The 26,116-nt window shown below is 52.2% G+C and carries 17 protein-coding genes; 12 read left to right on the top strand and 5 right to left on the bottom strand.

Annotation, left to right across the window (positions count from 1 at the left end; translation table 11 throughout):
* Window positions 1–5 precede the first annotated feature (5 nt).
* Together AC0YOA_RS30345 and AC0YOA_RS30350 are read right to left on the bottom strand one after the other, a co-directional pair.
* The gene (locus tag AC0YOA_RS30345) at window positions 6–1,169 is read right to left on the bottom strand and encodes a Ger(x)C family spore germination protein (protein WP_475789803.1); all 1,164 of its coding nucleotides are present in this window, start codon (window positions 1,167–1,169) and stop codon (window positions 6–8) included.
* Window positions 1,166–2,614: a spore germination protein gene (locus tag AC0YOA_RS30350; RefSeq protein WP_475789804.1), complete on the bottom strand. Its 1,449-nt coding sequence runs from the start codon at window positions 2,612–2,614 to the stop codon at window positions 1,166–1,168. Before AC0YOA_RS30350 ends, AC0YOA_RS30345 begins: the two co-directional genes overlap by 4 nt.
* A 356-nt stretch (window positions 2,615–2,970) precedes the next feature.
* Between AC0YOA_RS30350 and sigJ the strand changes: the two genes are divergently transcribed.
* The 4 genes from sigJ (at window position 2,971) to AC0YOA_RS30370 (ending at window position 8,238) form a co-directional block, all read left to right on the top strand.
* Complete coding sequence (gene sigJ / locus AC0YOA_RS30355) at window positions 2,971–3,834, top strand: RNA polymerase sigma factor SigJ (RefSeq protein ID WP_475789805.1); 864 nt, start codon at window positions 2,971–2,973, stop codon at window positions 3,832–3,834.
* A gap of 250 nt (window positions 3,835–4,084) precedes the next feature.
* A complete protein-coding gene (locus AC0YOA_RS30360) occupies window positions 4,085–5,728 on the top strand; it encodes an AraC family transcriptional regulator (RefSeq protein WP_475789806.1) in 1,644 nt (547 codons plus the stop codon).
* A 147-nt stretch (window positions 5,729–5,875) separates the two neighbouring features.
* The gene (locus AC0YOA_RS30365) at window positions 5,876–7,033 is read left to right on the top strand and encodes an iron-siderophore ABC transporter substrate-binding protein (protein ID WP_475789807.1); all 1,158 of its coding nucleotides are present in this window, start codon (window positions 5,876–5,878) and stop codon (window positions 7,031–7,033) included.
* A gap of 134 nt (window positions 7,034–7,167) precedes the next feature.
* The gene (locus AC0YOA_RS30370; protein ID WP_475789808.1) at window positions 7,168–8,238 is read left to right on the top strand and encodes an ABC transporter substrate-binding protein; all 1,071 of its coding nucleotides are present in this window, start codon (window positions 7,168–7,170) and stop codon (window positions 8,236–8,238) included.
* 193 nt (window positions 8,239–8,431) lie between these two features.
* Here AC0YOA_RS30370 and AC0YOA_RS30375 read toward each other — a convergent pair whose 3' ends face one another.
* A complete protein-coding gene (locus tag AC0YOA_RS30375) occupies window positions 8,432–10,246 on the bottom strand; it encodes a cache domain-containing sensor histidine kinase (RefSeq protein ID WP_475789809.1) in 1,815 nt (604 codons plus the stop codon).
* Window positions 10,247–10,332: 86 nt separating this feature from the next.
* Between AC0YOA_RS30375 and AC0YOA_RS30380 the strand changes: the two genes are divergently transcribed.
* From AC0YOA_RS30380 to AC0YOA_RS30400, 5 genes are all read left to right on the top strand, one after another.
* Entirely contained in the window at window positions 10,333–11,730 is a 1,398-nt protein-coding gene (locus AC0YOA_RS30380) for a response regulator transcription factor (RefSeq protein ID WP_475789810.1), read from the top strand.
* 207 nt (window positions 11,731–11,937) lie between these two features.
* Window positions 11,938–13,434, top strand: coding sequence for an ABC transporter substrate-binding protein (locus AC0YOA_RS30385; protein ID WP_475789811.1), 1,497 nt, complete (start codon window positions 11,938–11,940; stop codon window positions 13,432–13,434).
* Window positions 13,435–13,608: 174 nt separating this feature from the next.
* Window positions 13,609–14,607: a carbohydrate ABC transporter permease gene (locus tag AC0YOA_RS30390; RefSeq protein WP_475789812.1), complete on the top strand. Its 999-nt coding sequence runs from the start codon at window positions 13,609–13,611 to the stop codon at window positions 14,605–14,607.
* Window positions 14,604–15,446 carry a carbohydrate ABC transporter permease gene (locus tag AC0YOA_RS30395; protein WP_475789813.1) on the top strand — a complete coding sequence of 281 codons (843 nt, stop codon included), beginning with the start codon at window positions 14,604–14,606 and terminating at the stop codon, window positions 15,444–15,446. The genes AC0YOA_RS30390 and AC0YOA_RS30395 overlap by 4 nt, the downstream gene beginning before the upstream one ends.
* 58 nt (window positions 15,447–15,504) lie before the next feature.
* The gene (locus AC0YOA_RS30400; RefSeq protein WP_475789814.1) at window positions 15,505–16,980 is read left to right on the top strand and encodes a sulfatase family protein; all 1,476 of its coding nucleotides are present in this window, start codon (window positions 15,505–15,507) and stop codon (window positions 16,978–16,980) included.
* Window positions 16,981–17,225: 245 nt separating this feature from the next.
* Here AC0YOA_RS30400 and AC0YOA_RS30405 read toward each other — a convergent pair whose 3' ends face one another.
* Window positions 17,226–18,167 (bottom strand): hypothetical protein, encoded by a 942-nt coding sequence (locus AC0YOA_RS30405; RefSeq protein WP_475789815.1) that lies wholly within the window; start codon window positions 18,165–18,167, stop codon window positions 17,226–17,228.
* Entirely contained in the window at window positions 18,164–18,319 is a 156-nt protein-coding gene (locus AC0YOA_RS30410) for a hypothetical protein (RefSeq protein ID WP_475769261.1), read from the bottom strand. Before AC0YOA_RS30410 ends, AC0YOA_RS30405 begins: the two co-directional genes overlap by 4 nt.
* A 154-nt stretch (window positions 18,320–18,473) precedes the next feature.
* Between AC0YOA_RS30410 and AC0YOA_RS30415 the strand changes: the two genes are divergently transcribed.
* The 3 genes from AC0YOA_RS30415 to AC0YOA_RS30425 are packed head-to-tail and all read left to right on the top strand — an operon-like array spanning window position 18,474 to window position 26,101.
* Window positions 18,474–20,255: a vWA domain-containing protein gene (locus AC0YOA_RS30415; RefSeq protein ID WP_475789816.1), complete on the top strand. Its 1,782-nt coding sequence runs from the start codon at window positions 18,474–18,476 to the stop codon at window positions 20,253–20,255.
* 24 nt (window positions 20,256–20,279) lie between these two features.
* Window positions 20,280–23,669, top strand: coding sequence for a tubulin-like doman-containing protein (locus AC0YOA_RS30420; protein WP_475789817.1), 3,390 nt, complete (start codon window positions 20,280–20,282; stop codon window positions 23,667–23,669).
* A gap of 2 nt (window positions 23,670–23,671) precedes the next feature.
* Window positions 23,672–26,101, top strand: a complete 2,430-nt coding sequence (locus tag AC0YOA_RS30425) for a transcription initiation factor TFIID (RefSeq protein WP_475789818.1) — start codon at window positions 23,672–23,674, stop codon at window positions 26,099–26,101.
* Window positions 26,102–26,116: the final 15 nt, after the last annotated feature.

A 26,116-nucleotide genomic window follows, 5' to 3' on the forward strand; every position in this document is an offset into this window, starting at 1 on the left:
CTTATTCATTTTAGCGGCGCGCCGCTCACTCCGATTGAGCGCAGCTGAATATCCGCCTTGACGGTAACGTCGATTTTCTTGAAATTTTCGTCCCAGTCGTCTTTTTGCGAATTCCACCAGTAAGGGTATTTGCGATGGAGGTGCTCGCCGATGCCGAATACATCAGAACCCCATTGTTTGACTTTATCCATCGTAAGCTGGAATTCCTTTTGGAGCTGCTCGTCAACGTGCTTCTGGACCGCAATCATGTTATTTACCTCGGACATGTCAAGCGGGGTCGTGTTCTCAAGCAGATAAGCTTGCGCCTTAACGGTTAATATAATGCGTGTGGGACCATTGCCGCGAACGGATTGAATCCGCCGTTGAAGATGGGTTAATCGGAACGACAAGAAGCTCCTGCCGTCCTTCCATGGAATGGTTGCCCCTTGTGACGTTCCTTTCCCCGTCATCCAGGCGGCTCCGGAGCCTTCGGCATCGTTCAGTAATCCTGTAACTTTCAGCTTCTTGTTCAAAACGGCGAAACCGGACAGCACGGCGATCGGACTTGGTTCTTTCGTGCTTATCTTGAAATTTTCGATTTGGAGGATTGGCACTAGGGGCCTGATCCCTTCAGAAAGGCTGTCGATGATGAACTGCCTCGAAGAGTAGCTGTTCATCCCGTTGATCTGCATTTCTTTTCCGGCCGCAATGCTGGAGAGATGTTCCATGGGGGGCTCAAGCATAAGGAAATCCTTGGCGCGTCCTCCTTTAACCATAACGGTAATATCTCTTAGATTGTTCGCGGGGTCCCTGTTCAATTTATCGAATAACTTGCTTACGTCGTGCTTGTTGAAATACTCTTCGCTTATTGCGATGAGGATACGATGAATCGTCATTAATCTGCGGGATAGTTTTCTCTGGATATTCTGAATGGCTTCGAAAACATCCCTGCCTTTGGCGGATACGACGATGAAGTTACCCGAGCTGCCGGAGCTTCCTCCCTCGAAAGGGCCGCTCTTCTGAGAGGGGATTACGATCTGATGACTGACTTCGATCCCGCCGTCTTCTGTATGATCGATCGCGGTCCCCATGACGAAAGCCAATTGATTCGGTTCGATAATATCCGTGCAGCCGGAGGACGATAATAGGAGGAGGAGAGAGACGCACATCAGAAAAACGAATCGGTTCATTTCTGACGCCCTTTCTTATTCTGGCCGTTCTTGATCCAGAAGGGATAGCGGATAATCAGGTCTTTAATCCGTTTGCCGTCGAACGGGGCAACAGGGCTCAAATACGGCGTACCGAAGGATTCAAGCATGACCAGATTGATCAGCAGGAAGATAATGCCGAACGCAAAGCCGACGAAGCCGAGCATACCGGTAATGAACAATATGAGATAGCGGATTAAGCGAAAGGGAAGGGTGGCGCTGTATCTCGGAATCGTGTAAGATGCGATACCGGTCAAGGAAATAACGATAATAATCGGCGTCGATATGATGCCGGCTTCGACTGCGGCTTGTCCAATGACCAGTGCTCCGATGATGCTGACAACCGGCCCGAGCTGATTGGGCAGATGGACGCCGGCTTCCTGCAGGGCATCGAAAATGAACATCATGATGAAAACCTCGATGAAAGATGGAAACGGGGAGCTTTCCCTGGCGGTTGCGATACCGATCATGAGGTCGCTTGGAATCATCTCTGGATGAAAGGTCGAAAGTGCGACGTAAATAGCGGGCAAGGCAAATGAAATGAAGGTCATGACGTAGCGGATCAGCCGGGTCAGAATGACGAATACGAACCTCTCGAAATAGTCGTCTGCCGATTGAAGCCCTGACCAGAGGGTGATGGGAAGAATGAGGGCAAAGGGGGTTCCGTTCGTGATGAGAGCCATCTTCCCCTCCAATAATGATGCGGTCACGATATCCGGCCGCTCGGTATTCTGGATCTGGGGGAAGATGGAGAAGGAGCTGTTCTCAAGCCATTCTTCGATATAGGCGGAATCGATTACGCCATCCAACTCGATTTTCCCAAGCTTATCTCTTACTTCCGACAATACTTTCTCATCCGCAAGTCCTTTTATGTAGGTAAGAACAACTTCGGTTTGTGTGTATTTGCCTATGGTCTGCGATTCCATTTTCAGTTGAGGGTGGATAATTCTTCGTCTGATCAACGACGTGTTCGTCTGGATATTCTCGACGAAGCCTTCCTTGGAGCCGCGCAAGGTCGCTTCCTTCTTCGGCTCTTCAATGCTTCTTGTCTCATAGCCTTGAATCTGAGCGATGAGCGCGGATGCTTCGCCGTCCACCAGTATCCCCAGGCTGCCCTGCAGGATATGATTAACCAGATCCTCGAGCGAATCGTCCGTTTTTACATTGGATAATGGAAGCCATTCGCGTCGGAACATCTCGGAGAGCGTCTGCAGCCGATCGATACCTTGAGGCAAACCGTTGAAAATAAGGGGCTTCAGAACGTTATCCTCTATGCTTTGCATCCGATTCATTCCATCCAGATAAACAAGTAGAAGTACAGTTTCATCTTTTAACCTAAAAGAACGCAGTACAATGTCATAACAATGATTGAATTGCTCTCTGAGATAGGCTTCATTCATTTCGAGACTACTGTTTATGCTGCTCATGGATGATCCTCCCAGTGGATAAATATAACTTGTTGAATATTATGGACAAAGCGGAACGCACGTATGCAGGCTGCGGTTCACTCTTTAATCCTTCACAAGGGATACATATTAACAATAAAAAGGGAAATGTTATGTTTAGCATGCTTCCGGAGGCGAAACTATCTAGCCTGCAGTTGTCACAAAATAGTCTCTTATCTCGTTTAATTATTAGGGAGAACTATGCGAAAAATTAAAGTGAGTTATAAGTCTAGTTAATAACAGGCGGAGCAGGCGGAAATAGTCTGTAGAAGCGTAAGCGTTCGCCGCAGCCAGATTTTTTCACCGGACTTTAAGAAGATGGGGAAGGACGTGGATGGATGCAGGAGCTGTATAAGCAGTATAAAGGGCTGTTGTTTAAGCTCGCCTATCAACTGACCGGATCGGTTTCCGATGCGGAGGATGTTGTTCAGGACGTTTTTCTAAAAGCATATGATGTACCGCCGGAGAGGCTGACTGAACCGAAAGCTTATCTTTGCAAAATGGTCACAAATCGCTGTCGGGATCTATATAAATCGGCACGAAAGAAACGGGAGGAATATTTTGGAGAGTGGCTTCCGGAGCCTTTTCTTAGTTCGGATGATGATTTTATGGAATCGGTCGTCCGCGACGATCTCTTGTCTTATGCCATGCTTGTTATGCTGGAGCGGCTCACGCCATCGGAGCGGGTTGTTTTTGTCCTCCGTGAGGCGCTTGGCTTTGATTATCACGAGATTGCCGAGCTTATTGAAAAAAGTGATGCAAATTGCCGCAAGCTGTTCAGCCGTGCGAGTGCCAAGATGGGGATTGTTTCCGAAGAGCCCGTCCATCCCGAAGCAGCAACCGAGGAGTGGGTTCACGGCTTCCTCGCAGCACTCAAACAGGGTAACATGAATCAAGTCTTATCTATGCTTGATCCGGACGTTGTATTTGTCTCTGATGGAGGAGGCAAAGTGCATGCCGCTGCCGATCCGATTGAAAAGCGGGATCATGTTGCGCGTTTTCTTCTCGGTCCGGTACGCCAGGCTTCTATCATTGGAGGCGAAGCGGTTATGGATATGGGGCAAATTAATGGACAACCCGCCATTATTATTCGTTCAAGTGATGGCATTCATACGGTAGGGATGCTTCACGTCGAGGGGAATTTGATTCGCAATATATACTTTGTCCGAAACCCCGATAAACTGAAGCATGTAGGAAAATGAAGATAACTACAATATTGCAACTGATTCGAACAAGGTTGATACTGGCAGCGGCAGACTGGGACTATTTCGTCCTGATCTGCCGCTGTTTTCATGTAAACGCCGCGGGCCGCCCCTTCGCTTTCATTGGTAATTGACGTTGAGAACCATTATCAATTACTATGAATAGTGTAATATCCGATTAGGGATCGTTATTGGGGCGGAAAGCTGATGGTCCAGGACGGCAGGAATAGACAGGAGCAGTGAATTTCTTATGAAGGAGACAGAACTTGACCAGGCGGTCGCCAGTTCTCTTGATAGCATATGGTTAAAGCTAAGAGGGATCGAGCGGATTACCGAAAAAGAGAAGAAGATCGGGGCCGGGTCCAAACAAAACGACAATTATCTGTTTATTACTTCAAGAGGCAGCCGCGGCGGCATTGTGATTGACGGCTGCTATTGCTCGCTGCGACCGGGCTCGGTGTTTATTTGCTCGTCCGGGCAACGGGTGGAATGGATCGATAAAGAGCCGGACGACGGCATTTATGTGCTGCATTTTATGATGGGACAAATCCGTGAGCCGCTAAAGGAAACGACGACAGGCGAAGCGAGTGTCTGCCAGGCGCTCCGGATCCGGGGCGAGTATAATATCGTGCCGGCAGTCTCCATCCTCGATAAGTGCCAAATCATCGAGCAGGGCTGGAGCAGCGGGAGTGTGCCGGGTCGTCTATACAGCGATGCCGCATTTTTTGAGCTGCTGGGCATGACCTTGAACAGTATGCTTCAGAAGGAGGTTGAAGGGCTGGGACGTGCGAGACTGGAGTTGGAAACACGTTTTACCGAAACCATTCCTGTTGATCAATTGGCTGAGCTCGCGGGGATGAGCCGTTATCATTTTATGCGTTCATTCAAAGAAAAGTATGGAAAAAGCGTCGTTGATTACGCCACCGAGCTGCGCATGAACGAGGCGAAGCGATTAATGGCAGAGAAGAACAAACTTTCGCTTCGCGCCATAGCAGAGCGGGCAGGCTATCATAACGCCACCTATTTCAGCCGCCTGTTCAAGAAACAGGTGGGCTTTGCGCCTGTTGTTTATTTGCGGAACCGGGCCTGGAAAGTCGCCGCATACAGCTGGGCCAATATCGGTCAATTGCTTCCCCTGCAAATTATTCCGCACGCGGCGCCAATTGACCAGTACTGGAATGATTATTACCGAAAAAAATATCAAGCCGATGTCACGGTTCTTCTAAGCCACGATTACGAATTCAACCGGGAGGCGCTGCGCCGCTCTCCCCCGGACTGCATTGTCGCACTGGACTACAATATGCCGGCAGGGGAGAGGAAGAGGCTCGAGGAAATTGCCCCTGTACTGCTTATTCCCTGGGAAGGGACGGACTGGCGCGGGCATTTGCGGGTTGCTGCGGATTTTACGAACAAAGCGAGCGAAGCAGAGAGCTGGCTTTCCCAATACGATGAGAGGGCAGAAAGGGCCAGACAGGCGGTACCCGCTGTCTTAAGGGAGCGGGATACCCTTGTTCTGAAGGTGTCAGGCAGTCAATTATTGATCGTAGGCCGCCGCGCCGGGACCGTCCTTTATGATGATCTGCATTTCAGGGTTCCCCTGCCGCTGAAAGAAGGCAACAGCTGGCTGCGCGCGATTACGATAATAGAATTGGGAGCGTATGCGCCGGCGAATATAGTAATCAGTGTAAACGGCGATGCGGTATCGCAGGCCGCGTGGATGGAATTGCGGCAGACAGATGTGTGGCGCAGTCTGCCAGCCGTAAGCGGGAATGCGGTGTTCCATCTGCCAGGCTCTCCGTGGTTTGAGTTTCCATGGGGGGAATATTCCGCGTTTAGCCACGGGCGAATGCTGGCGGAAATGGCATCCGGCGCTTTGAGGGAAATAATGGGGTGAGCAAAAGCTTAAAGCTTGATGGTTGAAGCTTGAAGAAGCCAATGGGACGTATGGGACGGAGCTGCAGCTGGACTGACCGGCAGTTGCACAATTGTGCGATTTGGGATGACAAAGTAAGCACGGGCGTTTATTCACAAACAGGAGAAGATGATCTATACTTTATTTGATAATGATTATCAATATCAAATAAAGGGGATTATTGAATTTAGAACAGGAAACCGCCAGAGCAACATTAGGATATGGAATAGTCGGGGGAAGGCTGCATACGGTTCAATTCTGCTGCTCATGCTTGCTGTTATGCTGGCCGCTTGCGGAAGCGGCAATACCAATCAAACATCGGGCGGACAGCCCTCTTCCGGCACAAGCGGGGCTCAGGAGCAGACGGGCAGCGCTGCGCCAGCGGATTCCGCTGCGGCAGCGGACAAGCCTGCAGAGAGTGCACTCAAGACGGTTCAGCATGTTTACGGGGAGTCGGAAATTCCGTCACACCCTGAACGCATTGTAAGCATCGGACTGGAAGACATGCTATTGTCGCTGGAGGTGCCTTTGGTGCAGGCGAATGGCATGGAAGGATATTATTTATCCGAGCAGCTGCAAAAGCAGAACATTCCGGTTATTTATGCTGGCGGAGCGCTTAATTACGAAGCCATATTGGCTGCTCAGCCGGATTTGATTATCGCTGCCAATGGTTTTGCCGATCAGGCCGCATACGAGAAGCTTTCCCAAATTGCGCCTACAATTGCCTATGACCGCGATCAATGGAAAATCTCTATCGTGGAAATTGGCAAAGCTCTTGACCGGGATGATAAAGCGAAAGCGGTCATTCAAGCGTATGATGACAAATTAAAGCAGGCGCGGGAAACGATTGTACAAGCCGTCGGAGCGGACAAGACGGTTGCGCTGGTTCGGCCTTCGGAGAAGGAGGCACAGCTGTTCTTTCCGGATTTTGCATACGGGAGCGTGCTGTATAATGACCTGGGCTTGGCTCCGGCGTCCAGCGTCGTGGACCTTCAGAAAACAACGAAGGATACATGGGGCATCTCATTGTCGCTGGAGAAGCTGCCCGAGTTGACGGCCGATTATTTATTCATCACCGCAGGAGGGTCTTTGTCTTTGGCGGACGACTTTCAAAAGGCGATGGATACCATAACGGAAGTGGAGAATCTGCAGGTCTGGAAAGCGATTCCTGCCGTGAAGCAAAACCATGTGTACAAATTATCCGCGAGATACTGGATGCTCAGCGGTCCTATCGCCGACAGCATGAAAATCGACGATGTGACAGCCGCGGTTAGGGGCAAGCAATAACGGGACACTTGCATCTTTTAACAAGAAGGCCAAGGCCGAGAATACACTGTGTCGGATAGGTCCGTCCATATGAACGAGCTGTCATGCTGTTTGCTGATCCATTATTGTCATCATAGGAGAGTAGGAGAAATACCATGAACCTGAATCGCAAATTCATCCCAACGATAGCATTGACTCTACTGCTAACCATGCTGCTGGCCGCTTGCGGCGCGAATTCGACCAAGGAATCATCCGGCTCAAGCCCGGAGTCGGCCTCGACGTCCGAGGGCAGCGGACAGGCATCAACGACTGCCGCTTCGCCGTCGGCAGAGACGCAAACCCGGGTGTTCCGGGATTATGAAGGACGTGAAGTCACGATCCCGACGCACCCGCAGCGGATTCTTGTCAATCAATTTATGGGGCATCTACTGGCTGTAGGAGTTAAGCCGATAGGGGCGACCTCCAATCAATTGAGTCAATTCGAGGATTCGTCGTTCTTGAAACCGCTGGGGTTGTCCGCTGGAGTGGAAGACTTGGGCAACACGCTATCCTTGGAGAGAGCGCTCAGCCTGAATCCGGATCTGATCATTCTGCAGCAAAACGCCGTTGATGAACTTAAAAATTACGATGAATACTCCAAAATTGCTCCTACCGTCGTATTAAGCTATGGCTCCAAAACGATGTTCGAGCAATTGAGGGAAATTGCCGATATCGCCGGAGTGCCGGAGAAAGCGGAAGAGTGGATCGCACAGTACGAGGAGAAAGCCGCGCAATACCGTGAACAGTTGGCCGGCGTAATCGGTCCGGATGTGACATTTACGGTGATGGAGGCGTGGCCGAAGTCGGAAATTATGATTTTCGGTAACCTCTTTGGCCGGGGGACCTTCAGCCTCTATAATTCGCTGCAGTTGAAAGCACCGGCGAAGGTGCAGGAGGCGGTAATGGACAAGGAGCCGTCCTATCTGAAAGTATCGCTTGAAACGCTGCCTGAATATATTGGCGATTATGTCTTCTTGTCCGTGTACGACTGGCAGGACGGCGATAACGCCGGGCTTGAAGCTGATTTCAAAAATGCGCCGGTTTGGCGCAGCTTGCCTGCCGTCACCGAAGACCGGATCATCCAGGTCAATGTCAATGACTTTCTCCCCGGTGATCCCCTGTCTATCGAGAAACAAATGGAATCGCAGGTTCAACTGCTCCTGGAAAAATTCCAGAAAAAGAAATGAGAGGCAGGTCTGCTTAAACATGTTTACATCAAAAGTCGCGGAAATCGCGGCTTTTTTTTAACCTTATAGAATGTGTAAGTCACACATTTATCAATTTCTATATGGCCTGAAGGAAGAAACTTGCTGTGCCGCCAAAGGAAGGCGGCAGACGTTTCTTCTTGATTATTGTAATAAGCTTCTGGTTGTCGGACGATCAAGAACCTGACGCCCCTGCTTCGTCGGCAATCATAATGTCCACCTTCGTTCCTCCCTGTGTTCCGCTGAAGAAGCGTACTCGCACTCGAGATCCGTATACCAGAACCAGCCTGCGGTATACATTATAGATCCCGGTGTGCTTTTTAAAGTAGGGAGAGGCTCCGTCGACACCCTGTTCGAGTAATTGTCTGATCATATCCAGCACTTTGGGGTCCATGCCGATCCCCGTATTGAGAATCAGGAACCGGACGGCAGATCCCATCCGCTCGATGGTGATCTTCAGTTTGAACTCCCCCTCGGACAAGGCCGGGCTCCAGCCGTATTTTAACGCATTTTCCACGAACGGTTGAATGCTGAGCCGCATGATTGGCAGATCCAGCAGCGAGGGATCTATATTCCATTCCGTCTCAATCGAAAGCCCGTTGCGGTGGCGGTGAATGTTAAGGAAATCCCGGATAAAGGCCAGTTCTTCGCTTAAAGTTGCCCAGCCCGCGTCGTTGCGGACATTGTAGCGCATCATTCTCGACACGCTCTGAACCATGTCGCTCACGGCGTTTCCATTGTTAAGGATGGCGTACGATTCAATGGTCTCCAGCATGTTGAAGAAAAAATGCGGATTGGTCTGCGCCTGCAGCTGAAGCACCTCTTTCTCCCTTTCCTTCAGCTGCGCCTGATAAACCTCGCGCTCCATCTGTTCCAATTCAACGAGCATCCGATTATAGGTTTTCACGAGAAAGCTGATTTCATCTTTGCCTGCGGGCTGGGCCACCGGCTCATATTTGCCCCGGGACAAATTGCGCATGCCGCCGACCAGCCTGTCCATCGGTTTCAGGACAATACGCATGGTCGGGAAAGCGATTAGGCAGCAGAGCAGGAGCGCGGAAACCGCGATAAGCAGAGTCCATTGAAGCGACTGCCTCACGCCGCTTGTGATCGCATCCAGCGGCGTAACCCAAATCAGCTTCCAATCGCCGAAGTCCATATCCTCCAGAACGGCCTGATAAGATACATGCTGTGAAGTTAGCGTAAATTCCGGGTCCGCCGGATTGTTGCGTGCAACGGCTCCGCGTAGATGCTCCAGCAGTTTGTCATCCATCTTCTGGTTGGTTACGGTCGCTCCGCTGAGCGGATGGTACAGCAGAATTTGCCCGTCTTTGTCGGGAGAGGCGCCTTTCATCAATTGCCGGAAATAGTCTGCGCGTATGTCTGCAATCAACCAGGCGTAGATTTGTCCATTCGATAAGTCGATAACCGGACGGATAATCGAAAGGCTCTCTTCCTGCTGGCCCAGCACATAGCGGGTCGTATGGGCGGTACTCAGCACAGTTTTGCGAACCTCGGAAATGTGTGCGAAAAAAGGATCGTTTTCAAAAGGATAGATATAATTCATACTTCTCTGATAAGATTGGTAGAGTATCTTTCCGTGCAAATCCATATAGAGAACACCGAGCAGCTCTTTGTGCGATTGCATGAAGCTTTGCAGGAGGGGCCTGAACTCAAGGGCATAGCGGGCCTGCGAAACCATGTCGGCTTTGGGCGTTTTTATAAATTTCTGAAAATTAAGATCGATCAGCAAAGGATCGAGCGCCTGGCTGATGTCGCCGGTATATTGGGAAATGTTTTCTGCAACCAGCTGAGTGTACTGGGAGGTAATGTCGGCGGAATGATTCATGCTTGAGCGTATCATCGTCTCATACCACCCGAAGCTGGCCAGAAGAATCGGCAAAATCGAGATGGGAATGAGCACGCCGAGCAGCTTGAATTTTAGGGAAAGGCGGAATTTATTTTTATGAAGTTTCAGAATTGGTTGCATAGCTCTCTTGACCTCCAACTAAAACGATTGTATTACTCTGGATAATGTAATTGTACATGATTTTTTCAGCGAAAGAAGGGTCTTACATGAGAATTTGCGTGGTTGATGACGAGAAACAGGTGCGGGAAGGCATTATTCATAAGCTTCGGGACTGCCATCCTTACGCAGAGGTGTTCGATGTCGGGTTTGGACAAAGCGCGCTGGACAAGATATTCGCCGTGCAGCCTGATCTTCTGTTTGTCGATATCCGCATGCCGGAGCTGGATGGACTGGCGATCTTGCAGGCGGTGAAGCGCTTCAGACCACGAACGGAAGTCATTGTGCTGACAGGGTACGGGGATTTCGAATATGCGCGGGGCGCGCTCCAGGGGGGCGCTCTCGATTATATGCTCAAACCGGCTGACCGGGGGCAGATGAGGCGGCTGGCCAGTCAGGTATACGAAAGTATGTTTGGACGATTTGCGGAGCAGCTTGGCCGGCTGCTGAGACAATCTGCCTGGTCATCTGCGATCTCTCCTGTTTTTCATGGCGGCAATCTGTCGCTCTGGTTCGATGAGCGTGTCGGCAAAACCATACAATTCCGCGAGTCGGCGGGAGGAGGGGAAGCTGTTGGTCCAAGCGGGGGAGGATTCCCTATCGGGACGATTGCCTTCGAGTTTGGCGAGGCGGTTATCGTTCCATCGGCATCTAATCCGTCAGGAGCTGTCTTCTTTCGGGCGGAGGAATTCCCGGAGATATGGTCGGCTGAATATTCCAGCTGGGAGACGAGGATCTTTTTTGGCGTACAGCCGAATATAGTGGTAAATCCTGTGAAGGAGGTGTCACCGGAAGCAAACCAGGCCCGTCGGCAGATTTTGTATGCGGTGAAGGAAGCGAACCAGGAGCAGCTGGAGCGAACGGCCGATTTATGGCTGAATGCCCTGGAGGGTCTTCGAGTCGAGCTGTTAAGGCGGGAATGCGCGAAGCTGCTGTCTTTGCTGGACGAAGGCCTGCTGGGAGAAGCGGCGGAAACGCCTTATGCGGGACCGGTCCGGGACCGGGCGGCTGACATTGCGCTCAAGCGTGCCTGGCCGGAGCTGCGTGCCTGGCTGCGCGAAACGCTGCTGGAATATCTGCCCCCGGGCAAGAAGGCGGAGTGCGGATCACGGCCTGCCACGTGGGAGGAGATCATTCAGCTGCTGGAGGACGGGGAAAGCCCGGACTTGTCGCTTGAGGAAGCGGCTGCCCGCGCAGGCATTCATCCCGTTACGTTCAGCAGACTGTTCAAGCAGCGCATCGGCGTCAATTTTGTCCGCTATATGGTGGATCGTCGGATGAACAGGGCCAGTTTCCTGCTGCTGAACCGGAACGATTCCGTGGCGGCAGTAGCTGCGGCTGTCGGATATGCGGATTTGCGGCATTTCAGCCATTTGTTCAAACGGGCTTTTGGCATGACGCCGGGAGAATACCGTAAGCATCATGGCAGTTCCGGCAAGCCCCGCTAAAAAATTCACCTGCAGCGCTAAATAATTCCCGATGTTATCAGCCCTCGCATGCATTTATAATCATAGGAGGAAGATCAAGCGGAAGACGTAGACCCGTACGGCTACTAAACCTAGTTAATTGATCAGAAAAGTAAGCTATCGCTTGGCGACTGGACTACCGGAGAAGCGGAAGACGAATACAAAATTCCAGCAAGGGAGAATATCATCATGAAGAAAACCGCCTTCGTTATCCTGGCATCGGTTGCCGCCATTATTCTGCTTCTGACGGGCTGTGCTTCCAATAATACCGGGCAGTCCGGGTCCGGTGCATCCGACGTGAACGACCCCGGAGCGAAAGACCCTGTCACGATTACCTATTGGAGCCGCTGGCCCGAATCCAAGCAGGCGATTGAACAGACGATCGCTGAATTTGAGAAGGATTATCCCAATATTCACGTGGATTTTCCCGATATTGTCTCATCACAGTATACAACTCAACTGCAGGCTGCGATTTCCAGCAACAGTCTGCCCGATATATTTGCCAATTCCACATCTGTGCCTATTGATCAATTGAACCGTCTCGGACTCATCCACAATCTCGATGATGTGCTTACGGAGGAACGGAAGCAGCAGTTCTATGAGGGGACCTGGACGGAAGGCTATACGACGCTGGACGGCGGCGTCTACGCTCTGCCGCACTTCACCCCGCGCCGGTACTCGCACATGCTCTACTACAACAAAGACGTATTGACACAAGCGGGACTGACAGAGAACGACGTTCCGAAATCTTGGGAGGATCTGGAGATGGTCGGCGAGAGGATCAAGCAGGCCGGGAGCGATGTTTACCCGCTGATTCTCGGAATCAAGACGGATTGGCTTGTTACTGGATATGTCGGCCAGATGGCGACTGCGGTCAAGCCGGAGGTTGTACCGAACGACGGCTTCAATCTGCAGACGGGACAATATGAATTTGACTCTCCGGGCTATGTGGAGTCGATCGAATTCCTCAAGAAGCTGCAGGATGAGAAGCTCCTTCACCCGAACAGCCTGGTCATCGATTACCGCGAAGCCTCCAGCTTGTTCGCCGCAGGCAAAGCCGCATTCATCATCGACGGCACGTTCTTGTCCTCGGAGCTTCAGCAGAACAACAAATTTAACGATTTTGGCGTAGCTCCACTGCCGACCAAAGACGGCAAACCCTCCTATTATGCATTCCAGGGAGAGACGAAGGCTACGCTGCATGTCAGCAAGAATACGAAGCACTATGAGGAAGCCAAGCTGTTTCTGAATTACTATATGGACCATTTCTATGTAAACCAGCTGAAGCTTGGTGTGGAGGGTTCTCCGATTATCGAACAGAACAAGACGACCCAGGTCGACAATCCGCAGTTTCTCCAGGCGCAGGACATTCAAGACAAGGCGTTTATCTTGTCTCCCCATCCTTATACGCGCAATAAAGCGGCCGTGCAGGTCAATACCGAACTGAACGGCAAGAAGCCAAAAGAGAATGTCGGCAAAATTGTCGAAGGTTATCTGACCGGCCAGATTACGGATGTGAGGAGACAGCTTGCGCAGCTTAGCGCGGGTTATAACCAGTCTTTGAAGGAATCGATCCAGAAAGTGAGTCAATCCGGGCAGAAGATCGGCGAACAGGACTATCAATTCCCGAATTGGACGCCATTCACACCGTATTCAAGCGATCAATACAGCAATCTGCCCGAGTAAGCGAAACTTGCCGGCAGCCGAAGAAGCTTAGCGAAAGAGGGGGCTGGCGGATCGCCGGCTTTCTTTGAGGGAAGAAGATACGTACTTTGCCGCCAGAAGCGGTGAAGGCGTTTCTTCTGATCCTCCGTACCATAATAACGCTATTATGCCGTAACAAAGGGGTTGTAAAGCCATATGTCCACAACGGCTGATGCGAATATTTCAAGAGCCGAGGCCGCTCCGAATCGTTCCTTTTCCTCGATTCCACGCCGGAAAAGGGTACGGTATTTATGGGCGTATCTGTTTATATTACCGCAGCTGGTGTTCTTTGCAGTGTTTACGATTTATCCCATCGTGATGAGCTATGTGTATTCTTTTTACGAGTGGAGCGGTATCGGCCCTCTGGAGAATTTTGTCGCATGGGATAATTTTGCGAAGCTGATCCGGGATTCGTCATTCTGGAATGCTTTCCGGAACAGCCTGATTTATATTGGCGCGACAACGGCGATTTTGCTGCCGGCATCGCTGCTGCTGGCTCTGGCCCTCAATAAAGCTGTGTTCCGGGGCAAGGTATTTTACCGTACGATCTACTTCCTTCCTGTCGTCACCGCGGCATCCACGGTCGGCATTATCATGAAATTTATTTTTGGCAATGAGAATGCGCTGGTCAATGAGCTGCTGCTGCGGCTGGGGCTTCTATCGGAGCCTGTCCCCTGGCTGGGTCAAGCCGGAACGGCGATGGGCGTGCTTATTCTTGTCGGTTCATGGAAATTTTTCGGCATGGTGATGGTCTACTGGCTGGCTGGCCTGCAGTCGCTGCCTGGCGAGGTGTTCGAGGCGGCAAAGATAGACGGGGCCAGGAGTGATCAGGTGCTGCGTTATATCACACTGCCTCTGCTGAAGCCGGTAGCCGCCGTCGTGCTGCTGCTTACTGTCGTGAACAGCATGCATGTGTTCGACCTGGTAAAGACGCTGACCGCAGGCGGGCCATTCTACGCAACAGAGACGGTGGATCTGTATATCTACGACTATGCCTTCAATACGAGCGGCTTTCCCCAGATCGGGTATGCTTCTTCGGCAGGCATCGTATTCGGATTGATGATCTTCCTGCTGACCCTGCTGCTCGGCTGGCTGGCAAACGCGGCAAGGGACCGCAGCGACAAGCTGCTCAGCGGACCGGAAGGAGACGGATGATGAGACGAACTGCATTCAAGCACGGACCGAATCTGCTGCTGCATCTGCTGCTGCTTGCGCTGGGCGTCTTATGGGTCTATCCTTTTATATGGATGATCTTCTCCTCATTGAAGACGAATACCGAATATATCGCCTCAGGCATCAAGCTGCTGCCGGAGGCGGCACAGTGGGACAACTTTGCCCGCGCCTGGCGGGTCGGCCATTTCTCCACTTATTTTACCAATTCGGCAGTTATTACGGCCTCAACGGTTATTATTGTCGTCGTGCTGTCGGCACTGACCGGATATGCGCTCGGAAGGGTCCGTTTCCCGGGCAGCCGGTTCCTGATACTGGCTTTCACGGTAACGATGTTCATTCCGAAGGGCTACACGATTATTCCGATCTATCAGATCATCAAGCATCTCGGCTTGCTGAATACGATGCCCGGCGTCATTCTGGCCGAGTCGTCCGGCGCCCATGTGCTCTTCATTCTGCTGTATGCGGCGCATTTCCGCGCGTTTCCCCAGGAGCTGGAGGAATCGGCGGAGATCGATGGGAGCGGGTTCTTCCGGACCTTCCGGCAGATCATGCTTCCCCTCTCCAAGCCGATCATCTCCACGACGGTAATCATGCAGTTTATCTGGACGTGGAACTCCTTCTTCGTCCCGCTGATATTCACGTTGAACAAGCCGGAGCTGCGGACGCTGGCCGTCGGCATGTTCTCCTTCACGGGAGAAAATACCGTCGATTGGACAGGAATGGCTGCAGGGGCTGCGATCTCGCTGATACCGGTTATCCTCGTGTTCATTGTATTCCAGCGTTATTTCATCAACGGCATTGCCGGTTCGGTCAAAGGTTGAACCGGATCATGGCGGCCAAGCGACCTCAAAATCCTATAAATCCGAGGAGGAAACGAATATGCCTGCAAAACCGCATATTGTCATCTTCAATCCCGACCAATGGCGGGCCGATGTCATGGGCCATCTTGGCAACATAGCCGCGGTCACGCCGAATCTGGACCGGCTGGTGCAGACCGATGCGGTGTCCTTCCGCAACGCTTTCTGCCAGAATCCCGTTTGCACGCCAAGCAGATGCTCGTTCATGAGCGGCTGGTATCCTCATGTCGGCGGACACCGCACCATGTTCCATATGATGCAGGAAGACGAGCCGGTACTGCTGAAGAGTCTTAAGGACGAAGGCTATACCGTGTGGTGGGGCGGCAAAAATGATCTTGTTCCGGCCGAGAACGGGTTCGAAGCTTACTGCGACATCAAGTTTCAGCCGGAGAAGAAGCCGCGGCCGGAGACAAATCTGCATTTCTCCGACGGGTGGCGCGGCGATCCCGAGAGTGATAATTACTACTCGTTTTATGCCGGTAAGCTGGAGAAGGCGCCGGACGAGGCGGCTTATTACGATGGAGATTGGGCGAATGTACTCGGGGCCATCGACTTTATCCGAAATGCCCCGCAGGATAAGCCGCTCTGCATTTATTTGCCGCTGCTGTATCCGCACCCGCCTTATGGCGTCGAAGAGCCCTGGTTCAGCCTGATCGACCGCGACAAGCTGCCGAAGCGGACGCCCGCGCCGGATTGGGAGAAGAAGCCCAGTCTGCTAAAGGGTATCTTCGAGCGGCAGAAGCTGCAGGGGTGGACAGAGGATCGCTGGCAGGAGCTGCGCGCCACTTATTACGGTATGTGTGCACGGGTGGATCATCAATTCGGAATGCTGCTTGATACGCTCAAGGAGACGGGGATCTACGATGATACGGCGGTGTTCTTCTTCTCCGACCATGGGGATTTTACGGGAGATTACGGACTGGTTGAAAAAACGCAGAACACGTTCGAGGATTGCCTCACCAATGTCCCCTTTGTCATTAAGCCGCCTAAAGGAGTGGAGATCCAGCCTCGCGTCAGCGAGGCGCTGGTCGAGTTGATCGATTTCCCCGCAACGGTTGAAGCACTGGCCGGATTAACGCCCAAGCACACCCATTTCGGACGTTCGCTGCTGCCGGTGCTGGCAGGAGAGAAGGACGAGCACCGGGATGCGGTGTTCACCGAAGGGGGGCGGCTGTTTGGCGAGACGCAGGCGATGGAGCTGGAGAGCACATCGATGGGAACGTCTTCCGGTCTGTATTGGCCCCGCGTCGGACTGCAGCAGCTTGAAGGTCCAGAGCATACGAAAGCGGTGATGTGCCGAACGCGCGACTATAAATATGTGAGACGCCATTATGAACGCGATGAGCTGTATGATCTGAAGCGCGATCCCATGGAGACGGACAACCGGATTGACGATCCCGATTTACAGGAGGCAGCAGCCTTTCTCAAGGAGAGGCTGCTCACATTCTATCTGGAAACGGCCGATGTCGTTCCACTGAAGACCAATAGGCGGAGCTGAGAATTTTCCAAATTACAGATCAATTTTCACGCCCATGGCTTGTCTGCATTTTCCGCCAGAAGATGTGACGATGGACTGCAAAAATAACCGCAATGATCGTATCCAGGTTATATTCTTACGCGAAGCAGCACTAAAATATCGCCAAAAAAGCCGGCAGACAGACACTCTGTTTAAGTGTCTTCTGCCGGCCTCTTTTCATTCCTCCTGTTATTCCCGTACTTTGCCCGGTTCATTTATACGCCGCATTACTTGTTGGCGTGCCGGAAATCCTCATCCCATTTGTACTTCTCATTATAAATGCTCATAACCTCTTCATATAAAGGACTGGGACTCGCGTGCGGGCTGCTCTGGATGACCCGGTAAAGCCGCAGAAAACGGTCCCTGGGAAGCTTGCGCGCATAGCGCTGCACCAAATACGGATAAAGCGTGATGTACCGCTTCATTCTGACCGCGGCGCCGGCAACGCCGGTGAGGATGCTCTCGCCATGCTCCATCTTCAGAATCTGGGCCTCATGCAGTAAAATATACCTGAACGTATTTTCTTTCAGGAGGTCCCGCCTGATTTTCGCGAGCTCGCCAATATATTCGACAAGATCGGGGTTAAAATGGTCCATCAAGAGCGGGTCCAGCATAAGGTCCATATCCTTGCGCAGCACGAACGACTGAAGCAGCAATATTTGCTCGGCCCGCAGCTGGTCGGTGTGAACGAGCGCCCCGATTTCACGCAGCATTTCATAGGCAAGCGGTTTATCGCCGCTGTGAAACACCTTGATGGCCGACTCCCGGTCATGAACAAGGCCGGCAAAGAGGCTATAGGCCTCCTTATGAAATAATTGTTCCAGCTGCCAGAGCAGAAGGGCAGAGGCCGACCGTCTCTGGACTATCCAGAGTACAGCGAGCAGCAGTAGGCCTCCTGCAGCGAGCAGACCGCTCTGCATCATGGATTCGCTCAACGTCAAGCCGGCGAGCATGATGATCAGTATAATGATTCGCACGCTCCAGATCGAGCGCTGCAGTATCGCGGCAGCTCTCTTCTCGACGCTTTGCAGGGCCGTTTTGCCGCATGCCGGGCATTCTGCGTCTCCCAGAACGGTAAAATAATTGCAGCTGCGGCATATTTTAAGCTTAGAATAAGGATAGCGTGTTTTAATATAAGGGTTAAGTCGTACCGGAAGCTTCTTCATCATTCGCGGTCACGCTGCCCGCTGCTTCTCAGAATGGAAAAGACAAGCTTGCTCAACTGCTCGGGAGACGGGGCTTTTCTCACGCGCGAACGGTAGATAAGGGCTTTGATAACGACAAAAAGAAACAAAAGTCCAAGGCAGGCGTATGTAACCATGTGTTGTTCCTCTCATACAGTAAAAGTGATTTCCTGGAATCTATCAGGTATACTTATTTTGATAGTATATCATTATACTGGGAGCAGATACTAACCGTTACTATTGAACTAGATTGCGAGACCTATTCGCGCTAACGCAAAGGAGTACATTTATATGAGTCCACTCAAACGTTTTTCACGCCGTCTTATTATGGTCTCGGCTGTTCTGCTGATGCTGCCGCTGGGCAGCCTGTCCAGGGTTCATGCGGCGCAGGGCGCTTCTCAAATCGACGCGGTGCTGGTGCTCGATGTAAGCAATTCGATGAGCGCGAGCGATCCGGGCAAAATCGGCAACGAAGCGATGAAGATGTTCATCGACATGCTGTCGGCGCAGGGCGATCAGGTTGGAATCGTTGCCTATACCGACAAGATCCAGCGCGAAAAAGCTTTACTGGAAATTCAATCGTCAGAAGATAAAGAGAGCTTGAAGGGCTTTATCGACCAACTGGACCGCGGCGCCTATACGGACGTGTCCGTCGGAGTCAAGGAAGCCATGCAAATTCTGGATGACGGAGCCGACCCCGGTCATGAGCCGATGATTATATTGCTTGCCGACGGCAATAACGATTTTGATGATAATTCCGGCCGAACGCAGGCCCAGTCCGATGCGGATATGCAGAAAGCCGTCAAAGAAGCGAACGACAGCGGCGTACCGGTTTATACGATCGGATTGAACGCCGACGGGAAATTAAACAAGGAAGCGTTGGCCAAGATAGCGGATCAAACCGGCGGCAAGTCGTTCTCAACCGATTCGGCGGATGATCTGCCGCAAATATTAAGCGAAATTTTCGCCAGCCATCTCGATTTGAATGTCGTTCCGGTCGATTCGTTTACCGCTGACGGGAGCTACCAGAACGTGAAGATTTCCGTTCCCAACGCGAATGTGCTGGAAGCGAACATTTCCATTATGTCCGCCCAGCCGATTGAGGCGAAGCTGGTCGACCCGTCCGGCAAAGCCATCGCGATTCCTTCGGATAATGTCCTGCTGTCAAAGTCAAAAAGCTATTCCTTAATCAAGCTGCTGAAGCCCTCCGAAGGCGACTGGACGCTGCAGGTTAAGGGGGTTAATCGCGATAAAATCGACATTAATCTTATCTTCAACTATGATTTGAGCCTGGCGATGGACCCGCTTGCTTCGACCGCCTATTCGAAGGGTGATGAAGTGCCATTCAACTCTTACCTGGTCAGCGGCGGACAAAAACTGGAGGATCAGGCACAATATAGCAACATGAAGGCAGTTTTACTCGTTAAAGACGTAGACACCGGCAAGTCCGAGGAAATCCCGATGGACAATGCCGGCGATCATTTCGAAGGCACCTACAAAATCGCCGACGAGCATAACTATGAAATCAAGGTAAGGGCCGAGGAGGAAAGCTTCTTCCGGGAGACCGATGCGGTTTCCATTACGGCCAAAGAGGGGGCAGCGGGACACACGAATCCGGCCAAGCCGGCAGATGAGGCAGGGAAGCCATTCCCCATGGTGCCTGTCATAGCAGGTGTCATCGGATTGGCGGTTTTGCTTGCGGCAGCTTATTACGTGCTGCGGCTCTTGAAGCAGGCGAACCGCGGCTTTGTCGGACAGCTCGTCATTGAAATCCGGGATGAGAACACAGGCGACAAAACGTCGCCGCAGTACAAGAAGCTGTCAGCCTTCAAGGGCAAGCTGCTGCTCCACCAGCTGCTGCAGCTGGCGCCTGAATTGAAGGAAACCGAAAAGGTGATTCTCAAACCGGGCAGCAATGACCGCATCGTGCTGCATAACGCCTCCTCCTGCACGATTGAGAAATCGGGACGCGCCGTTGATGCGGACCGCGCATTGGAAATGAAGAGCGGCGACCGCATTACGGTGACGCTGACGCAGGTGGACAAAACGATATTCATCGAATATCTCGTATAAATAGAGCCCAGGAGGTAGTAAAGAATGAAACCAATCGTAAGAGAGCATATACAGCAGCTTGACGTTTCGCTCGGCGGGGGCATTGTCAGCGAGAAAATCCGGGTAAACACGATCGACAACCCGATTTTGATTATTGGACTCGGCGGTACCGGCATTGATGCGCTGCTGCGCCTGAAATATCAGATTAACCGCCGCTTCAAGCTGCCAGAGGATCCGGTTTCCAAGCGAAAACGCGATAAGCCCGACAATGTGGAATTTCTTGCCTTCGAAACGAATGAACAGGACCGCAATAAAAAGTATAAGGGGATCGGACTGGATCCCATTAACGAATTCGTGCTGCTCTCCAACGCGGAAGTCGGGGGACTGCTGCAAAACCGCAGTATTCTGGAGCCGTACATTACCGACTGGCTGTCGCCGGAGCTGAGCATTACCGACGGGATGAACGGCGCCGCGGGCGTACGCCAGGCAGGACGGCTGCTGTTGTTTACGAAGATCAACCAGGTCGTGCAGAGCATCGACAAGAAAATCAAGACGCTGTCCGTCGGCACGAACAAGAAGCTGATGGTCTTTCTGCTTACAGGCTTGTCCGGCGGAACGGGCAGCGGCTGCTTCCTTGATATTTCATATATCGTCAGAGGAATTATAGAGCGCGATCATGGCGCTGCAGGCATTGACCGGGTCAACACTCTTGGTTATTTGTTTACGCCGGACATTAATCTTGCCAATAAAAGCCTGAGCGACCATACGCGCGAGTACATCAAGAAGAACGGTTATGCCGCGTTGAAGGAATTGGACTATTGGATGAATGTGGACAGCCGCGGAGAACGGTTCAAGCAGCAGTACGGCAATATTCTGACCGTCAATTCGCCTCTCCCGCCCTTTAATCTATGCCATCTCATTTCTGCCACCAACGCGGAGGGCAAGCTGCTGGAGAATGCCTACGATTACTGCATGAACGTGACGGCGGAGAATATTACGAACTTTATCTCCAGCGAGGAAAAGCAGTCCGGCGAAGAATTCGCCATTCACGACTATATCAGCAACATCCGGACGAACATCGCCCAAATGAACAAGATGTACCCCGCTAATTACGATTACAACATCATCGGAGCTTCATCGGCGGTGCTGCCAATCGAGGAAATGACGACCTATTTGGCCTACCGGCTCTTCAATAAAATGGACAAAATGTTCGAGAAGGCGCCAAGCCAGGATGACGTGGAGAAATTTGCCCGCAAGCTTGGAATCGATCTGGATACGATGATGAAGACATTCGATTCGCGCGTGCCGGAGCCGCTGCCGGGATTCGAGAACAGCGAGCGTCTAAGCTACAACAACGTGATCAAAATGCAAGCCGTGAACATGGATACCGAGCTGGAGCAGAACTTCCTGGCTCGCGCGCGCGAGGAATATATCAAAGCCAAGAAACAGCTTCCAGGCGAAATCGTCGGGCAATTTACCGATCAAATCCGCCGTACCTTCCTTCATCCGGAGCAGGGGCCGTTCTACGTATCCCGTCTTCTGCACACCGAGAAAGGCTTTTGCCTGCTGAAGATGCTGCTTTCCTATATTGAGACGCTTCGCGAAGGGCTGTCGCGGCTTCCACGGGAGATTGAAGCGGCCAGAGAGCAGGCCGAGGAGCGCATGGGCGATGCGAAGAGCGCGTTCGTGTCCAAGGACAAGAAGAAGAACAATTATATTGAAGCGAAAATCAACGAGTACTGGCTGCATGCCGATGTCGAGCGCATGGAGCAGCTGATTGAATTTTATGAGGATCTGCACCAGCTGTTGAATAACGAGAACAACCGGATTTACAACGTGTTTACGGAAATTTTAAATGTGCTTAATTCGATCTTTGCCAAGAACGGCGACATTCTCACCAACGGGGAAGAGCAGGCCGACCATAAAGGGAATAAAACCTATTATTGGAATATCGTCGGCGTGCCGGACATTTCCGATGTGATCAGCCGCTTGATGGACAAGAAGGATGGGGACGACCTGATCCGCGACTTTACGCAGGAGCTGCTGGATCATTCGAATCTGTGGGTGAAGGAGCAGGAGATCGATATCGTCAGCTCGATCTCGGAGTTTCTGACCGATAAATTCGGCGACCTCATTACAAAATCGATGGAAGAATTCCTCGTCATGAAATATGGAAACGATGAATCGATCGAGAAATTCGTCGAGCGCCATATCGCGAGCAAGCTGGATGAAGAGGCCGTGCCGGTATTCCACTTGAGCAACAGCTCGGGCAATCTGCATGTGCCGTCATGGGGCTTCGTGTCGGTGCCGCTGCAGGCGCCGAGCATTTTGCGGGGGATTCGGAACTATCAGAACAACTCCATCGGCAAATCGCACTTCACGATCAAGGAAAGCGAAGTCAAAAACCGGATTTTCTGGCTGAATACGAGAAATGGCGTGCCGCTGTTCGTTTATACGCCGCTTAAGGTATATGAGGAAAGCTATGAACGGACCATTCTGGACAAGGAAGGCATCGGACGCCATCTGGTGCAGACCGACCGGGTCAACTGGACGTATCTGCCGTCGCCGATTCCCGAGAAATCCTGGGGGGATACGTACGTCAATTCACGCGTGAGAAGCTATAATGCAAGGGTTCGGGCCGAGTTTGCCAAAGCGGAGGGCTACCGCATCATTGAGGAGAAGGGCATCGACAACAACACAAGCAGCCGGTACTCCGTCCGTTTCACGAAGCCTTTTCAGCTGGCGGATGCGTTGAAACCATTTAATATGCTGCTGGATGCGGCAAAGCCGAATCTGGGTGAGGTCAAACGCGCGCTGAACGAGCTGAACCGGCTGCTGTCCGAGGGGCTGGAGCCCGAAGCGGCGAAGGATATATTCGGAAGCTTCACGGAGGAGCTTGCGCAGGAAAATCTGATCCGTTCCCCGGAGCTGCTGGGTCGGGTGCGCGACGAATTGGCGAAGTATGAGTCCATTTCGGTTAAGTCAAGAGAGCTTGAGCAGCTGCTTCATCAGCATCAGGATGAGGAAAAATGGCTCGATCAGTTTATCGAGGCGCTGTATACGGAGACGATCATCAGGAAGGGTGCGCTATATGTTTACGACCGCGAGCCCGAGGAAGAAGCCTGGGCGCCTTTCGCTAATTTAATGAAGAGCAGCAGCTATGTCGAGCATGAGGTGTTCGAAAGCTTCCGTCAGCTGGACGAGAAGAACCGCAGCACGCTTATGCGCAAGGCGGCGCGGCGTGTAACGGAGCTCACGGCAACGGAGGATACTTCAAAGCTGCTGGCCAAGCTGGAGGAGCTGCTGGGCATATTCCTTGACGCGCGCGAGCGTCTCGAATACGAGAAGGTGGAGCTTGCCAGCGGCGAGGAGATGCACCGGTTCTATAGGGAAATGACGACAAAGCTTAATGAAATCCGCAGAAAGCTGAAATAGCGATGAGAGCCCTGCTGGATCGATTCGCAGCCGACTACTCGGCCGCCGAGCAGCAGCTCAGCGGCCTTGAGGATGATCAGAGCAGCATTTACTATCCTACCGTTTTTCTATATATCGGCGATGAGGCGGGGCATGCGATTGAACCGATGATCCGCTCGAATAAGCTGAAATGGGATAACAATGCCGGCGTTATTTACTTCCATGTTTCATCAGGCGGGACAAATGACAGCATCGGGGCGGAGAATGAAGCTAACTCCGCATCAGCATACCGAGAAGCTGATCATGGCCCATCCGCCCCCAAGGTTATGCGGGTTGCCTTATCCGGATTAGCGGCAGGTGAGCGGGATAACCGGACCAAGCGCAAGGATATCGGAGCGGCTTTCCATGGGGCTGGGCGTCACTTGGACGATCTCAACCGGGCGCTGCGGCAGGTTAGCGATACGATTGCGGATTACGGCCGCTTGTACGCCTCCTTCGACCGCCTTCATCTTGCCGTTATTACCAGGGTGGAGGACCCGCTAAATGTGCTTGTTCCGGAAATATCGCTGCTTGCGCAGTCGATTTTCTTGCAGCTGTTCAAATCGGTGCAAATGGATTTGTACGCATTGATTAGCGAGCGGGAGCAAGCGGAGACGTTCGGCTATGCCAGCGCGGCGGGAATCAGCTTCCTGCGGGAGCTCGAAGGGATGCAGCGGCCGGATTACGCATACTCCGCGCAGCTGCAGGTGACCGGCGACGGCTTGACAATCCCGGTTATTCACAAGCCGTCTCCGCTGTTTGATCTTGTTTATGTATTATCCGACCGCAACGAGCGGGGCATTTCGACCCTTAATGGAATGCAGGATAACTATGAGATCATGTGCCATATGCTGCTGCTGAAAAACAGAAAAAGAAGGGATGCGCAGGTCCAGTCTCATGATGCAAGCTACAACAATTCGTCCTTCAGGAACAGCCTGATGGCCGAATCGGGGAGACAGGGCTTCGTCTCGGCGGGACTGGCCAAGGTCAAGCGTCCCAATTATTCGATCGCTTTAAACGTGCTGTACCACTTTCTCAAGCAAATCCTGGTGCGGCTGCAGAGCGCGCCTGAACCAGGCATGAAGGAGAAGCTGGCATTGTTCGGACTGGATGCGGCTGCAATTGAGACGCGGGTGGCCGACCTCGTTCCAGACGAGGATCATCTTGCCGATATGACGGGACTCCTGACGAGCGGCATCCGGTACGATCAGCTGCGGCGCATGTCGCTGCGCGAGGCCGAGGATGCTTTGTTCGGGGACGGCTGCGCGGACTTCTTCCGCAAGCATTTCATCCGGCCGGCCGAGGAGCGCATCGGGTTAATAAAAGCCGGGGAAGAGCTGCGGCGGGCCGTTAGCCGCAATATGCAGGAGCATCCGCAGTTCAGCTTCTTTCAGGTGTCCGAATGGACCGACGAGAAGAATGAGGCCGGCAGTGTGCTTGAGGCAGTTCGCGCCCGGCAGCGAGATTTGGTCCGGGAAATCGATCTCGCCCGGGAGGAGCTTGACCGCACCCGCGAAATACGTGCTGAGGATTTGAAATTTCAACGGCTTCCATTCATGGACAAACATAATTTACGTGCCTTTATACATGCTTTTTTCGATACGGTCTACCGTTTGCGGTGGCAGCTGCTGCGGTTTGAGACAGAGCTGGCCTTGTACCGGAGGCTATCAGGCGAGCTGGAGCGTCTGCACGAGGAATACCGCAGCCGTGTTGTTCGAATGGCCGCACTGGAAGCAGAGTTTAATGCGGCGGCGCAGCAAAGCATCCAATTGGCGGATGATTATATCGGGCAGAATATTTTCGATTATTACGAGCGGGTAACCGGCAGCGTCATGCAGGATATCGAAGAGAAGCGCGGCGCAGGGGCATTCTTCGAGGAGCGGCTCGTGGGCCGTGTAATGGAGCTTCTGGATCAGGGAGAACACGCGTTTATAGAGCAGTTGACCGGTATATGCCGCAGGCACATCCTGACCGCCGAGCCCTTTGCCCAGACCTTCGAGGAGGAGCTGCTGCAGCGGGCGAACGTATCTGTTGCCTATCATAATCAGCAGGCTGTATCGAGGGATGAGCTGTTCCACCGGCTGTACCGGACGCTGGAGGATAACGCGGCGATTCATATCCGTCTGCTTGACTATACGCATGAGCATCGTTATGAGGAGAAATATTTGTTCGGAGACCGGGAGAGCGAATTTATCCGTTATGCTCTTGGCGTGGACGAAACGTCACGGATCTACAAGCTGGGCTGTGTGCACGAGAAGCGCAGCAGCGGGGTGGAAAAATTAAATATAATGGGCGGCTTTCATTTGGAAGATTTGATGTATTATCGAAACGGTAAGGTGTATTATGAAGCCTATTTGCAGAATGGGTATGAATTTCACACGATTGATCCGTCTCTTCTGCCTGAGCTCCGCTGACCGGTATATATCGAT

The sequence above is a fragment of the Paenibacillus sp. JT22N12 genome (assembly GCF_056269365.1).

Excerpts from the sequence above, each read along its gene's own strand:
- AC0YOA_RS30345 (WP_475789803.1), bottom strand. The coding sequence starts at position 1,169 with ATGAACCGATTCGTTTTTCTGATGTGCGTCTCTCTCCTCCTCCTATTA.
- AC0YOA_RS30350 (WP_475789804.1), bottom strand. The coding sequence starts at position 2,614 with ATGAGCAGCATAAACAGTAGTCTCGAAATGAATGAAGCCTATCTCAGA.
- sigJ (WP_475789805.1), top strand. The coding sequence starts at position 2,971 with ATGCAGGAGCTGTATAAGCAGTATAAAGGGCTGTTGTTTAAGCTCGCC.
- AC0YOA_RS30360 (WP_475789806.1), top strand. The coding sequence starts at position 4,085 with ATGAAGGAGACAGAACTTGACCAGGCGGTCGCCAGTTCTCTTGATAGC.
- AC0YOA_RS30365 (WP_475789807.1), top strand. The coding sequence starts at position 5,876 with ATGATCTATACTTTATTTGATAATGATTATCAATATCAAATAAAGGGG.
- AC0YOA_RS30370 (WP_475789808.1), top strand. The coding sequence starts at position 7,168 with ATGAACCTGAATCGCAAATTCATCCCAACGATAGCATTGACTCTACTG.
- AC0YOA_RS30375 (WP_475789809.1), bottom strand. The coding sequence starts at position 10,246 with ATGCAACCAATTCTGAAACTTCATAAAAATAAATTCCGCCTTTCCCTA.
- AC0YOA_RS30380 (WP_475789810.1), top strand. The coding sequence starts at position 10,333 with ATGAGAATTTGCGTGGTTGATGACGAGAAACAGGTGCGGGAAGGCATT.
- AC0YOA_RS30385 (WP_475789811.1), top strand. The coding sequence starts at position 11,938 with ATGAAGAAAACCGCCTTCGTTATCCTGGCATCGGTTGCCGCCATTATT.
- AC0YOA_RS30390 (WP_475789812.1), top strand. The coding sequence starts at position 13,609 with ATGTCCACAACGGCTGATGCGAATATTTCAAGAGCCGAGGCCGCTCCG.
- AC0YOA_RS30395 (WP_475789813.1), top strand. The coding sequence starts at position 14,604 with ATGATGAGACGAACTGCATTCAAGCACGGACCGAATCTGCTGCTGCAT.
- AC0YOA_RS30400 (WP_475789814.1), top strand. The coding sequence starts at position 15,505 with ATGCCTGCAAAACCGCATATTGTCATCTTCAATCCCGACCAATGGCGG.
- AC0YOA_RS30405 (WP_475789815.1), bottom strand. The coding sequence starts at position 18,167 with ATGATGAAGAAGCTTCCGGTACGACTTAACCCTTATATTAAAACACGC.
- AC0YOA_RS30410 (WP_475769261.1), bottom strand. The coding sequence starts at position 18,319 with ATGGTTACATACGCCTGCCTTGGACTTTTGTTTCTTTTTGTCGTTATC.
- AC0YOA_RS30415 (WP_475789816.1), top strand. The coding sequence starts at position 18,474 with ATGAGTCCACTCAAACGTTTTTCACGCCGTCTTATTATGGTCTCGGCT.
- AC0YOA_RS30420 (WP_475789817.1), top strand. The coding sequence starts at position 20,280 with ATGAAACCAATCGTAAGAGAGCATATACAGCAGCTTGACGTTTCGCTC.
- AC0YOA_RS30425 (WP_475789818.1), top strand. The coding sequence starts at position 23,672 with ATGAGAGCCCTGCTGGATCGATTCGCAGCCGACTACTCGGCCGCCGAG.